At 62.5% G+C, this 12,473-nt stretch carries 13 protein-coding genes; 11 read left to right on the top strand and 2 right to left on the bottom strand.

Translation table 11 applies throughout. The annotated features are described in order from the left end of the window. The 8 genes from QZ281_RS00130 to QZ281_RS00095 all read left to right on the top strand — a co-directional run. A partial coding sequence (locus tag QZ281_RS00130) for a DNA-3-methyladenine glycosylase 2 family protein (protein WP_292223166.1) occupies window positions 1-507 on the top strand: 507 nt, incomplete at its 5' end. A 21-nt stretch (window positions 508-528) separates the two neighbouring features. Then, on the top strand, window positions 529-1,170 hold the full coding sequence (locus tag QZ281_RS00125) for a trimeric intracellular cation channel family protein (protein WP_292223170.1): 642 nt from the start codon (window positions 529-531) through the stop codon (window positions 1,168-1,170). Further along, window positions 1,167-1,565 carry an ASCH domain-containing protein gene (locus QZ281_RS00120; RefSeq protein WP_292223165.1) on the top strand — a complete coding sequence of 133 codons (399 nt, stop codon included), beginning with the start codon at window positions 1,167-1,169 and terminating at the stop codon, window positions 1,563-1,565. Before QZ281_RS00125 ends, QZ281_RS00120 begins: the two co-directional genes overlap by 4 nt. A 139-nt stretch (window positions 1,566-1,704) precedes the next feature. Next, window positions 1,705-2,265: an HNH endonuclease gene (locus QZ281_RS00115; RefSeq protein ID WP_292223162.1), complete on the top strand. Its 561-nt coding sequence runs from the start codon at window positions 1,705-1,707 to the stop codon at window positions 2,263-2,265. 130 nt (window positions 2,266-2,395) lie between these two features. Next, complete coding sequence (locus QZ281_RS00110) at window positions 2,396-3,655, top strand: site-specific integrase (protein ID WP_292223160.1); 1,260 nt, start codon at window positions 2,396-2,398, stop codon at window positions 3,653-3,655. Between the two features lie 103 nt (window positions 3,656-3,758). Then, window positions 3,759-4,367, top strand: coding sequence for a helix-turn-helix transcriptional regulator (locus QZ281_RS00105; protein WP_292223158.1), 609 nt, complete (start codon window positions 3,759-3,761; stop codon window positions 4,365-4,367). A gap of 2 nt (window positions 4,368-4,369) precedes the next feature. Beyond that, window positions 4,370-5,599 carry a HipA domain-containing protein gene (locus tag QZ281_RS00100; RefSeq protein WP_292223156.1) on the top strand — a complete coding sequence of 410 codons (1,230 nt, stop codon included), beginning with the start codon at window positions 4,370-4,372 and terminating at the stop codon, window positions 5,597-5,599. Window positions 5,600-6,239: 640 nt separating this feature from the next. Continuing rightward, window positions 6,240-7,484, top strand: coding sequence for a DUF3363 domain-containing protein (locus QZ281_RS00095; RefSeq protein ID WP_292223153.1), 1,245 nt, complete (start codon window positions 6,240-6,242; stop codon window positions 7,482-7,484). Window positions 7,485-7,501: 17 nt separating this feature from the next. Here QZ281_RS00095 and QZ281_RS00090 read toward each other — a convergent pair whose 3' ends face one another. Further along, the gene (locus QZ281_RS00090; RefSeq protein ID WP_292223150.1) at window positions 7,502-7,795 is read right to left on the bottom strand and encodes a hypothetical protein; all 294 of its coding nucleotides are present in this window, start codon (window positions 7,793-7,795) and stop codon (window positions 7,502-7,504) included. 191 nt (window positions 7,796-7,986) lie between these two features. Then, window positions 7,987-8,916, bottom strand: a complete 930-nt coding sequence (locus tag QZ281_RS00085; RefSeq protein ID WP_292223147.1) for a HEPN domain-containing protein — start codon at window positions 8,914-8,916, stop codon at window positions 7,987-7,989. Between the two features lie 266 nt (window positions 8,917-9,182). Between QZ281_RS00085 and QZ281_RS00080 the strand changes: the two genes are divergently transcribed. From QZ281_RS00080 to QZ281_RS00070, 3 genes are all read left to right on the top strand, one after another. Then, window positions 9,183-10,274: a toll/interleukin-1 receptor domain-containing protein gene (locus tag QZ281_RS00080; protein WP_292223144.1), complete on the top strand. Its 1,092-nt coding sequence runs from the start codon at window positions 9,183-9,185 to the stop codon at window positions 10,272-10,274. A 17-nt stretch (window positions 10,275-10,291) separates the two neighbouring features. Then, complete coding sequence (locus QZ281_RS00075) at window positions 10,292-11,401, top strand: RES family NAD+ phosphorylase (protein ID WP_292223141.1); 1,110 nt, start codon at window positions 10,292-10,294, stop codon at window positions 11,399-11,401. 471 nt (window positions 11,402-11,872) lie between these two features. Next, on the top strand, window positions 11,873-12,473 hold a 601-nt coding region (locus QZ281_RS00070; RefSeq protein ID WP_292223138.1), incomplete at its 3' end, for a P-loop NTPase fold protein.

Here is a 12,473-nt window from a genome sequence, read left to right as displayed (position 1 = left end):
CAACTCAAAATGAAATTCGCCCTCTTCGCCCTCGTCGCCTCCGCCGCCGCCATCTGGGCGCGGATCGTGGCGGGGCTGGGTGGGCTGGTGACGCCCGAGGCGGTGCTGGCGCTGGATATCGAAGGCCTGCGGGCTCTGGGCCTGTCACGGCCCAAGGCCAGCTATGGGCATGAGATCGCCCGCGCTCAGGTCGAGGGCCGGATCGACCTGACCCATATGGAGGCCTTGTCGGATCAAGAGGCCATCTCGGCCCTGACCGCCATCAAGGGCGTCGGCAAGTGGACGGCGGAAACCTATCTGATGTTCTGCGAGAACCGGCTGGACATGTTTCCGGGCGGCGACATCGCGCTTCAGGAGGCGATGTGTTGGGCGGACGGCGCCGAGGGCCGCCCGAACGAGAAACAGGCCTATGTCCGTGCGGAAATCTGGCGTCCGCACCGGGCAGTAGCGGCACATCTGCTCTGGGGATGGTATGGCGGTGTCAGGCGCGGCGAAATCGCGCTCTGAGGAGACGACCCCGTGACGCCCATCGACCCGGTCCTGACCGAGCCTCTGCGCGATCCCCAGACTGTGCTCAGCGCGCTCGATTTCGCGGGCGTTGCGGTCTTTGCCGCCACCGGCGCCCTGGCGGCGGCGCGTGAGAAGCATGACGTGGTCACCTTCGCCTTCTTCGGCGCCATCACGGGCGTGGGCGGCGGAACCCTGCGTGACCTTCTGCTTGGGCTGCCGGTCTTCTGGGTCAAGGACTGGCGCTATATCGCCGTCTGTCTGATCGCGGCGGTGGGCATCTGGCTGCTGGGGCAAAGGGACTGGCGTTTCCGCGCCCTGCTATGGCTCGATGCAGCGGGCCTTGCGGCCTATGGCGTTCTGGGCGCAGCCAAGGCGGAGGCGGTGCACGCCCATCCGTTGATCTGCATCGTCATGGGGGCGCTGACGGCCTGTTTCGGCGGGGTGGTGCGCGACACACTGGCGGGCCAGCCGTCGATCCTTCTGCGGCGTGAGATCAACGTCACGGCGGCCATCGTCGCGGCGACCGTCTATATGATCCTGCGCGCGTTCGAGCTTCCCCTGTGGCCCTGCGCCATCGCAGCGGCGCTGGCCGGCTTCACTCTGCGGGCTGCGGCTCTGCGCTGGGGCTGGACCCTGCCGGCCTTCCCCAGTCGCGCATGACCCGGATTCCAGCCGCCTACCACGACGCCCCGCGCTGGCCATTCGGCGACAGCCCGGAACTGGCCGATGAACTGCTGGCTCTGGTGCTGGCGGGTGGCAAGCGGGCCACCTGTTCGTCGCTGGCAGCCTGCGAGGCGGACATCATGCCGACGGTAGGCGAGGTCAGTGTGATCCTGGATGGGGCAGGCGTGCCCCGCTGCGCAATCCGCATGACCGAGGTCCAGGTCATGGCTTTCGAAGACGTCAGCGAAGACTTCGCCCGCGCCGAGGGAGAAGGCGATCTGACCTACGCATGGTGGCGTGACGCCCACGAGGCCTATTATCGCCGCGAAGGAACTTGGGCGCCGGGAATGCAGGTCGTCTGCGAGCGTTTTGAACTGATCGAGGTCTTTTGAGGCTGCGTCACGAAAACGCTGCACTCTGGTCATGGCGATGAGCGGGAATCACGCGTAGGCTGTTTGAATAAGACTAGGGAAGGAGACGTGTCCTCACTCCTGTCGCCTCCATATCCCCCCGTCCGCGCGGGAGGGCCTGATGCAGGTTCTCCATCGACCGCCCTCCGGCTTCCCCGCACTGGTCCTGAACGCTGATTTCAGGCCGCTGTCCTATTATCCGCTGTCCCTCTGGCCATGGGAGGAGGCAGTCAAGGCGGTCTATCAGGACCGTGTCGACGTGGTGTCCCTGTATGACAAGGTGGTGCGTTCTCCGTCGATGGAGATGCAGCTTCCCAGCGTGATTGCGCTGAAATCCTATGTGGATCAGGACCGGCGCCCGGCCTTCACCCGTTTCAATGTCTTTCTGCGCGACGGCTTCGCCTGTCAGTATTGCGGGGAATCGACCGAACTGACCTTTGACCATGTCATCCCGCGCTCGCACGGCGGGCGCACGACCTGGGAGAATATCGTCGCCGCCTGCAGCCCCTGTAACCTGCGTAAAGGCGGCCGCACCCCGCGTCAGGCCCTGATGCCGATCCACCGCGAACCCTATCAGCCTAACGCCTGGCAGCTCCAGGAAGCCGGCCGCCGCTTCCCGCCCCACTACCTGCACCAAAGCTGGCTCGACTACCTCTACTGGGACATCGAGCTCGAACCCTAGGGTTTACCGGTGTTGCCTTTTGTTACCCAAGTGCCTGAATGTTAGGCATTTTGTGGGCAAGGGGTGGTTACCCGCAGTTACCGCTTTATCCTCCGATTTGCTCCCGACTGGTGACCATGTGGTGACCAAAATGGGCACTCAAAACCTGCTGTGGCGGGACGGAGGCGAAATGTCGGGTGACCATATGGTGACCATGAAATTGACCAAACGGGCCGTAGATGCCCTGGTGGCGGGCCCAGAGCGGTATTTGGCGTGGGATATCGAGTTGAAGGGTTTCGGCGTGCGGGTCTCCCCGCAAGGTCGAAAAACCTACATCGTCCGATACCGGACGATCGGTGGCGCGCGGCGGATGCTGACGCTGGCGACGAGCGAAATTTTGACGACTGAAGAGGCGCGCGAAGAGGCGCGTCGGGCGCTCGCGCGGGCGGCTATGGGCGGCGATCCTCAGCGGGTGAAAGCCGAGCGACGCGCTGAGATGACGGTCAAGGAGTTGTGCGAGCTCTACATGGAGGAGGGCACGGCGACCAAGAAAGAGACGACGCTTCACATCGATCGCATTCGGATTAAGCGGCATATCAACCCCCGTATCGGAAACATGAAGGTCACGGATGTCGCCCGGGCCGACATCCAGCGGCTGATGATCGACGTGGGCAACGGCAATATCCGCAAGGATGCGACGCCTCACACGCGAGGCGGCAAGGGCGCAGCCGCGCGAACGGTCGGCCTCCTGGGCGGCATTTTCAACTTCGCCGTCGAGTATGGCTTTATCGAACAGAACCCCGTCCGAGGTGTGAAGCGCTACCGGGACAATCGCAGGGATCGCTTCCTGTCCCCAGCCGAACTTGCCCGCCTTGGCGATGTTCTTTCCGCGCTTGAAAAGGATGGCGCCGACCCTCGTCACATCACGATCCTGCGGCTGCTGGCTTTGACCGGCGCTCGTAAAAGCGAGATTGCCTGTCTGCGGTGGTCGGAGCTTGATCTGGATCGAGGCCTGCTGCGCTTGCGGGACTCCAAGACTGGACCCAAGATCATAGCGCTTGGGGCGCCGGCTCTCGAACTCCTGTTGGCGATCAAGCCCAACGGCAGCAAATATTTGTTCCCGGATCGCCGCAGGACCGATCAGCCGACCGCGAACCTGGACTGGGCTTGGGTCCGCATTCGGAGCAAAGCCGGTCTGGACGACGTACGGATACATGACTTGCGCCATACCTTCGCCAGCGCGGGTCTCGCCAGTGGTGAAGGCCTGCCTCTGATCGGCAAGCTTCTCGGGCACGCTCACGTGGCGACGACCAGTCGCTACGCGCATCTTGCGGATGATCCTCTCCAAGCCGCAGCCAATCGGATTAGTACACGGGTCGCAGAAGCCTTAGGGATAGGCGCGCCAGAATGATATATAAGAAGATATCTATTAGGGTGATTGATATTTTTTTATGTATCGTATCGGTTGGAGTTTACGGGTTTGATATATAATTCAATATCAAGTCGATTTAACTATGCAGAATAAGATATCAAAACGTTACGGCTTGGAATCGCTCACGGAAGTGATCCGTCAGGCACGTCTGACCAAGAGCTGGAGTCAGCGCGACCTCAGCGCCCGCGCGCATCTGACCCAGGCGCAAATCTCCCGTATTGAAAACGGAGAGGTGGATATGCAGGTTTCGACCCTGATTGAGCTGGCGCGCTCGCTCGACCTTGATCTCCAGCTCGTCCCGAAAACTGCGCTTGTCGCCGTCGAGGCGGCGGTTCGTTCGGCCGAAGAACGGTCGAGCGAGCGATCGTCCCGAAACCTTCTGGCGACGCTGCGCCGCCTCGCCGAGGAAGCCGAGAAGGCCGCGCCAGAGCGGGAGGATATCGCCACGATCGCCTCCACCCTTCGAGATCTGGAGCCGCATGCATCGACGTTGCGTGGGCCATTCCTGATCGCAGACATGGAACGGCTGAAGACCAATCTTGAAGGATTGCTGACCTATTCGCCTGCGTCTCGTCCGAGCCGCGCGAAAACGATCCGCGACGCTGCGGCATGGCTGAAGCAGCTCAGGAACGGCCTGGTCCACGCGCCGCCTGCGGAGCGTCCCGCCTACAGCCTTGATGACGAGGACTAGCGATGGCCGCCGACGCACTTGAAGTCCTGCTGAACGACCGGAAGGTCGGCGTGATCTCCGCCCTGGGTGGCGACCAGTCGATCTTCTCGTTCGACGACGCCTATGCGGACGATCCGGATCGCCCGACCCTCAGCCTGTCGTTCAAGGGCGAACAAGGCGGCTTGTTGCGCGACCACCGGCCGACCCAGACACGACTGACGCCCTTCTTTTCGAACCTCCTGCCCGAGGGAACGCTTCGCGACTACCTGGCCAAGCGCGCGGGCATCAAGCCGATGCGGGAATACCCGCTGCTTGAGGCGCTGGGGCCGGATCTTCCAGGCGCTGTGACCGTGCGTCCGCTAGGCGAAGGCGAGCGCGATGAAGACGATGAAGGGCGGCATGGGGACGAGACCAGGCAGGCTGGAGGACAAGGCGCCTTGAGGTTCTCTCTGGCGGGCGTGCAGCTGAAATTCTCGGCTGTCGGGAAAGCCAAGGGCGGTCTGACGATTCCGGCGAGCGGTCGGGGCGGCAACTGGATCATCAAGCTGCCGTCGATTCGGTTTCGCGGCGTAGCCGCCAACGAGTTCTCGATGATGCGGCTGGCCCGCGCCATGGGCATGGACATCCCCGACGTGGAGCTGGCGCCGCTCGATCAGATCGAGGGGTTGCCTGAGGGGATCGGCAGGATCGAGGAGGAGGCCTTCGCCATCCGGCGTTTCGATCGACGGGAGGACGGCGGCCGCATCCATATCGAGGACTTCGCACAGGTCTTCGGCGTTTATCCGGGCGAGAAGTATGACAAGGGATCCTATCGCTATCTGGCGAAGGTCCTGTGGCTGGAGACCGGCGAAGCCGGGGTGCGCGAGTTCATCCGGCGGCTGGTGTTCAACACCCTGATCGGCAACGCGGACATGCACCTGAAAAACTGGTCGCTGATCTATCGCGACGGCCGAACGCCCGAACTGTCCCCCGGCTACGACTTCCTGTCGACGACCGTCTACATTCCCGACGAAAATGCGGCTTTGAAATTCGCCCGGACGAAGCGGATGGCAGAGTTCTCCCTGGACGAGGTCAGTTACATGGCGGCCCGCGCCGGCCTCCCGGAAGCCCTGGCTCGTGACACGGCGATCGAGGCGGTGGATCGTTTCCATGAGGTCTGGAGCGCGGAACGTGCGCACCTGCCGATCGCGAAGGACCTCGCCGCAGAAATTGAAAGGCTGCTCGGCCTCGTGCCTTTGGCTCGAAACAGGTAAGGGTGCGAGGCTGAATAGGCGATGCACGCCACTGGCGAGTCTTCTTCAGTCCGGCATCCGAGACGCTTGGGCGCACCATGCTTGGACGTGGCTGTATTTAACATGTCAGGCCGGACGCGTTAAAAAGTTCGAGAATGTCGAACATATCGGCTGACCTGCGATCGCGAGCATTGCCCGACGGTCGCAACCCCTGAAGCCAGCCCCCCTAGACACCGCAACTTGTTGCCGCCTCGCTCGGCAGCCTTCTGGCGGAGGGGCGATGACGGACCACCATGTGGGCCAGTCTGTGAGCGTGGCCGAGGCTGCATCGTCGATCCAAGGGCGAAGTGCGGTTGGAGACGACGGTGGCGACCGAGCCGGACGTCATCGCCCAAGCCCAGGCCCAGAGCGCGCAACGCTGAGACGGGCCTGACACGTCTTCACCGCCGTCCATCAAGGGCATGCACTATCCATCAGGAGACCATCAGGACAACGCGCCCGGGAATGTCGCCGATTAGGAGGGCAAGATAAAAGAGGAGTGTGTTCGCTTCGCTTTTGTCCTTTCGTTTCCACTCACTAGCGAACGCGCCCGGCCGGTTCCGCGACTTGTGACGACTTGCGGCGGTCGGTCGCGGTTTCGCCCCTCTTGGGAGGCGCCGTCATGACTGTCCGCAGCATCATCGAAGACCGCATAGGCGCCCTGTCGGCGTCGGCGGATGACGGGCTTCAGGTTCGCCTAGCGACGAGCCTGAAGCGAGACGGCTCTGTCCGGACGTCGATGCTGAAGCGGCTCTCATCGTCGATGCGGTTTAGTTACGGCGCGAAGGCGGGCGCTCTGAAGACGGCCGCCCGGCGATCGGGTTCTGCATTCCGTCTCGACGTGCGCCAGCGGGTCATCGTCAAGGCGCTGGTGTCGCGCCACATGGGCAAGGGCATGGCGCGCGCCGGGGCGCTGGCCGCCCATGTCCGTTATCTCGGTCGTGAGGGCGCGGGCCGCGAAGGGGAGGCGGGGACCTTCTTTGACCGAAACGAGGAGGCGGTGGACGGCGCGGAACGCATCAAGGATTGGGTCGAACATCGGCACCATTTCCGCTTCATCATCTCGCCTGAGCATGGCGACCGGATCGCCGACCTTCAGGGCTATGTGCGCGATGTCATGGGGCGGGTCTGCGCCGACCTTGACGAGCCGGAACTCCCGTGGATGGCGGTCTGTCATTACGACACCGATCAGCCGCATGCCCATGTGCTCATGCCGGGACGTCGGGCGAATGGGCGGGATCTGGTCATTCCTCGCGACTATGTCGCCTATGGCTTCCGCGCGCGGGCGCCGGAGGCGGCGCAGGAACGATTGGGCGACCTGTCACGTCTCGACGCCGAGCGCCGCGTCTGGCGAGAGACCCAGAGGGACGGCTTCACGAGCTTCGACCGGAGGCTGCTGGCGGCGATGGACGGAGATGGGGTGGTCAATGACGCGGTGGGCGGCAAGAACGCCTGGGCGGCGCTGACACGTGGTCGGCTGGCCCATCTGGAGGCCCTGGGCCTGGCGGAGCGTCAGGGGCGGCGCTTCAGGCTCGACGAGGATCTGGAGGGCGAACTGCGGCGTCTGCAGGTTTCAAAGGATGTCATCCGCACCCTCAATCAGCGTCGTCTGGAGACCGGGAGGACGGAGGTCTTCCGGGAGGGCAGAGTGACCGGAAAGGTGGTGAAGACGGGCTTTCACGACGAGCTCGGCGTTTCGCCGTTTACGGTTATCAGGGATGCCAGAGGTGTCGAGCACTATGCGCGGCTGGCGGCAGGAGCTCCCTTGCCGGCGGTCGGCGCCCAGGCGACGCTGGGCATGGACGCGCGCGGTGTGGCGCAGATCATCCCGGGCGTTGGGCGGAGCAGAGCGGGCCTGGAGCTGTAAGTCGAAGCCGCCCCCGGTCAGGGGCGGGCTTCTTCTCCATGGCCTGGCGCGGTCCACCCGCCAGAGCGCCGCGGCTGGCTTGAGGAGGAGCGAAGGGCCGTCAGCTGACTGCGCGCCCAGTCATGCAGCTTCTGGCGCGGATAGTAGGGGGTGCGCCCCAGATGCATGCAGGGCGGGCCGTCGGATCGGGTGCTGAAGATCTTGGCGAGGGTGGCCGGCGAGCGGCGGATTCCCATGCGCAGCAGTTCGGTGGATGCCTCCTTGCGGTTCAGCAGGATGTCTTCTGTCTCTCCAAGGCATAGGCCAGTCATTGCGGGTGCTCCTCTGTGAGGGCTCTATCCGGCGATGATTATCCACAGGCGGTCAATGTGAGCGCTGGAGGGTGATCACGGAGCTGATCGTTTCAGGCCTGTTCAGGAGGTTTCGGGCGGTTTCACCGTGTTCGCTTCGTTCACGCGCTCTCTCGCGAACGTGATGGGATGCAGCCGTCTGCGTCCACAGATCAGGCGGTCTCGGCCTTCGCTTTCAGCTCGACGATCCTGGATTGGCAGAGGCTGGCGACTACGTCGCGCAGGATGCGGGCGCGGGCCGTCAGCCAGTCCAGGTCCTCGGCCGAGGCGTCATATTGGTCGCTGTAGCGGGCTTCGACATAGGCGCGCTTGAGCAGTTCGAAGCGGCGACGGTCGGTGCGCTGTTCGCGGGGCCAGGCCTCGACCAGACGCGTGTCCACGTCCTCGGCGAGGGAGCGCAGGAACTTGATGTTGTGCGAGCGCGGGAAATAGAAGGTGTGGACCAGAAGGAAGCAGGCGTAAGCGGCTTCGACGGCCTGGTGGAGATTGAAGGCGGCTTTCCTACGCCATTCGATGTCGTCTGCGTGTTCCAGCGACACTCGAGCGAGTTCAAGCCATACGTCCACCGAGCGCAAGTTTCGGTCCTGATAGCCCTCGGCTTGAGCCCATGCGTCCCTAGCCGTCAGCGGTTGTGGCGTAGCGAAAGGGTGCCCGGGGATTTCGTAGAGCGAGACGCCGTCGCGGACGATGTCGGTCCAGAAGTACTCGCCGCGCTTCAGAGCATCGTTCACCTCATGCAGATCATGGACGATGATGTTGACGGTCCGGCCGATTGATGGATCACGCAGAATCTGATCCTCGGAGTTCCACCAGTAGTCGGCGATGTTGGTCATCTTCGCGTTGTTGACGACAATCAGCAGATCGAAATCCGACAGGTAGCCGTTCTCCGGCTCATCCACCCAGTTGTCGCGCGCATACGAGCCGAACAGGATGATCTTCAGCACCATCCCGCCGCGACGCCACTCCTGCGTGCCGCCCCCGCCGCCGTTCTTGGCCGCTTCGAATCCGGCCAGCAGCGTATCGCGCACGCGCTCAAGCTCGCGCTGCTGCCGCTCCGGGAGGTGGTGCAAATCAGACCGCATGGGATGAGTCTAACCGAAAACGGCGAGGTTGCACCAACCAACGGTCAAGGTGGCGGCACTTTAGGCCTACGGCGACTGCGCGCCAGGGGCGGTCATTGGCTTCAGCGCGGATACCGGACGTTCAGCGTCGGCGCCGCGCGGATCGTTGGCGTAGGTTGGCGTCGCGACGCGGAGCGTTTGAACCGCTGGCGGAAAGTTTTTGACACGCAAAAGGTCGCACCACAACCCGGCGGACGTTACGATGCGCTCAAACAGTCGGGCCGGTCATGAAAGTCTTTCTCAGCTACCCCTCGGAGCATCCTGCCACCGCGCGTGAGGTGGCGACCTTCATCCGGTCGACCGGTGTCGATTGCTGGTTCGACAAGGACGACCTGGTAGCCGGGGAAGACTGGGACCGAGCCAGGAACCTTGCGCTTAAGGCGGCCGATGTAGTCGTCATTCTCTGCGCGTCCCAGACCAATGAACGGAACGGGGTCTATCAGCGCGAAATCAACGAAGCGTTGCGTGCGCTGGATGATCGCCGCCTCGGCGTGGTCTACATCATCCCCGTTCGTATTGAGGATGTGCCCCTGCCTCCCGAGTTGTCGCGGCTCCAGTATGTCGACTATTTTGACGGGTCGTGGCGGCGGCGATTTGCAGTTGGTCTTGCACGCGCTGTCGTCGAGAATGGAGAGGTGCCGCCCGCTGCCCTCGCGGTCGCCGCAGCGCTGCCGGACGAAGGTGGAACGCTCCCACACGAGATCACCGAGGAAAGACCCAGGGGGACCCTTAACGTCACTTGGCTCACCTATACGATGGATGGCGAATACTGGGACTTCGTCAACGGCGTCATTCGCGCGAAGGCGCTGGGCGGCCTCTACGAGGCGCGGCGGCATTTCGAGGAATGGGAAGGGGATTCCGGATCTGACTGGGAACTTCACGTGTCGGAGCACTACCGCAAGGGGCAGCTCGTCTCTCTAGTCGTTGGACATTCGAGTTATTTCTCAGGCGCGGCGCATCCCAACCATGGCGTGGAGACGATTAACATCCTCGGCGAAAGCGGCGGCATCATCACCGCCTTGGACCTTTTCACCACCTCGTCCGGGGCGCTCAAATTTCTGACCGACTACGTGAATCTCGACTTGCGCCGCCAGTACGGCGGCACAGGCGAAGACGTTGACCTGACCTATTATGTAGAGACGTATGGCTGGGAATTCTTTGACCAGTTCAGTTTCAACGAGGCGGGCATGCAGCTCAACTTCTCTTCCAAGTCCGGCCTCCCACATGTCCTAGGCTATCAGGAAGTCTATCTGCCTTGGCAGCATGTGGGAGATTTTCTCGCGCCAGCGGCGAAGCGGATTCTGCTCGGACCTGAATAGCTACGGCGGCCTGCACAATGACAAAGATCGCAGATGAAGCGCTGGAAGAGACCTTGGGAGGAGACGGGCCCGAGCCCAATGACGGTCCGCCGCTCCTCTGCTCCGATTGTTTCGAGGACGTAGGCCTCCGGCTCGATTCACTTAGGTTCGGCATGCTCTTGCGCCAGTCATGCCCGAATTGCGGATCTGCGACGGGCAGCCTCCTCGACCTAGGACGAATTCGATGGGTTGCTCACCGGTTCTTCGTGCTCGGCAGCGTGGCTAAGTCAGACTACGGCGGCGCGCCGCGCATCGAGTTCAACGATCTCCGGGAGAACGAAATCTCCTTCGACAGCGCCCTTCAGGCAGATGTCGAACTGATCTGTTCGGCGGCGGACGTGGGCTTCTTCCCGTATGGTCCGCCACTCTGGCGTTTCGGCCACATCGAACCCTTGGAGGCCCTCCAAGACTCTGCGCAGTCGTCTACTGTGGTCGAGCGCATTCTCGATGAGTATCCCGAGCACATTCTAAAGCCCGACGAGCCCTTCTATCGATTGCGGAAGGACATATCCCGTCCAACTGAGCCGACGGAATTCGACAGTCCGCCGGACCCCTTCTGCGGAACCGGTCGGCTAGATTCCATCGGACTGCCGGTCCTTTACGGATCACCGGATCTGGAACTCTGCGTTCACGAGTGCCGCGTCACCGCCGACGATTTGATTCATGTCGCCACGCTGAGGGCAACCCGTCCGCTGCGCCTTCTCGACCTGACCACTGTTCTCGAAGAGGACTGCACGACCTTCGAGAGTCTGGACATGACCGTGCATCTACTCTTCCTAGCGGGCAGACACTCCTATGCGCTCAGCCGCAAGATCAGCGCGGCGGCAAGGCGCGCTGGCTTTGATGGTGTCCTGTTCCCCTCCTACTTCAGCCTGCTTCGCACCGGCGCGCCGTTCCTTGAGACCGCCTATGGCCTGACCACCCGAACGTTTGCCGGCGCAAAGACCCATGAAGCCAGCAAGATCGTGCCCAACGTCGGCGTCTTCGGCAGACCGATCGCCGACGGACGTCTGCAGGTCACATGCGTTAATCGGCTTTATATCAGGCGGATCGCGTACGATCTGGGCTTCGGCCCTGCCGAAGTTTGAGTGCGACACCGGTTGCGCGCGGACAGCACCAAACTCCGCTTTATGTCAGTTCTGCATATTCGGCGACTTGCTTGGAAGCGGACCACGCCAGCTGCCGCTGTGACTCAGCTTCAGCCTTTCGCGGGGAGATCGAAAGCAAAGACAGTTCCTGACTCCTAGCTGACCATAAGAGTGTCTGCTCTCGGGCGCATAGGCTGCGGTCTGACACGCCGCGAACGGTCGGCCGCGTCTTGAGACGCGGTTGGCGGCGCACTTTGAGGGCGGGCAGCGCGCCTTCCAGACCCGTCTGATCAGGCGCAGTGGCCGACCTAGCGCGGGCTATCAGCGACTGCACATCCCCACGCGCCATTATCGCCAGAGCGAAGTGAATCAAAACGAGGATGGTAGCAAGCAAGCTTGAGAACAACCTCAGATACTTGTTCGCTCTATGTTCTGCGGCTAAGGATAAGAAAAAACGTCCTAGGGGGGGCAATGCCTGAAGAGAAAGTCGACACGCCGCCGTTGCAGCTAAACTTCATCCGTGACGCTGCGGCGGCTGATGACTTCTTCGCATCGCCTGGCGAGATCGGATCGCACGAGCGGATAGCGACGGCGGTCGCAACTGCCATCCGGCAGAGCCCTGACCTGAAAGTCATTGGCCTGCTGGGGCCATGGGGAAGCGGCAAGTCGACCGTCGTGGGCCTCGTGGAAAAGCACCTTAAGGCGGAAGACGCGCCTGTACGAACCTATACCTTCTGCTTCGATGCGTGGCTGCATCAGAGCGATCCGCCACGCCGTGCGTTCCTTGAGACCTTCATTCGCTTTCTCATCAAAGAGAAACTGACAAACGAGGATCGTTGGAAAAAGCAGCTTGCCGAACTCAATCGGCAAATCGAGGAAACCGAAACGACCTCGACGCCGGCGTTGACCTTCTCCGGGCGCGTTCTGCTTTTCCTGCTCTTGCTTGTGCCCTTTGGGCTGCAGTTCGTAGGCCATGACTGGTTTGCGGCCGCTTACGGCGACAAGCCCTCGATCGCAGCTGACGTGCCTCTGAATTTTCATCCAGCGGCGACCAGAGTCCTTGGGTTAGTTA

Source organism: Brevundimonas sp. (assembly GCF_018608325.1).
Lineage (GTDB): Bacteria > Pseudomonadota > Alphaproteobacteria > Caulobacterales > Caulobacteraceae > Brevundimonas.
This window is presented reverse-complemented; position numbering and strand designations above follow the sequence as displayed.

What these genes read in the sequence shown, in the direction of transcription:
- QZ281_RS00120 (WP_292223165.1), top strand. Translation starts at nt 1,167, where the DNA reads ATGACCCGGATTCCAGCCGCCTACCACGACGCCCCGCGCTGGCCATTC.
- QZ281_RS00115 (WP_292223162.1), top strand. Translation starts at nt 1,705, where the DNA reads ATGCAGGTTCTCCATCGACCGCCCTCCGGCTTCCCCGCACTGGTCCTG.
- QZ281_RS00110 (WP_292223160.1), top strand. Translation starts at nt 2,396, where the DNA reads ATGGGCACTCAAAACCTGCTGTGGCGGGACGGAGGCGAAATGTCGGGT.
- QZ281_RS00105 (WP_292223158.1), top strand. Translation starts at nt 3,759, where the DNA reads ATGCAGAATAAGATATCAAAACGTTACGGCTTGGAATCGCTCACGGAA.
- QZ281_RS00100 (WP_292223156.1), top strand. Translation starts at nt 4,370, where the DNA reads ATGGCCGCCGACGCACTTGAAGTCCTGCTGAACGACCGGAAGGTCGGC.
- QZ281_RS00095 (WP_292223153.1), top strand. Translation starts at nt 6,240, where the DNA reads ATGACTGTCCGCAGCATCATCGAAGACCGCATAGGCGCCCTGTCGGCG.
- QZ281_RS00090 (WP_292223150.1), bottom strand. Translation starts at nt 7,795, where the DNA reads ATGACTGGCCTATGCCTTGGAGAGACAGAAGACATCCTGCTGAACCGC.
- QZ281_RS00085 (WP_292223147.1), bottom strand. Translation starts at nt 8,916, where the DNA reads ATGCGGTCTGATTTGCACCACCTCCCGGAGCGGCAGCAGCGCGAGCTT.
- QZ281_RS00080 (WP_292223144.1), top strand. Translation starts at nt 9,183, where the DNA reads ATGAAAGTCTTTCTCAGCTACCCCTCGGAGCATCCTGCCACCGCGCGT.
- QZ281_RS00075 (WP_292223141.1), top strand. Translation starts at nt 10,292, where the DNA reads ATGACAAAGATCGCAGATGAAGCGCTGGAAGAGACCTTGGGAGGAGAC.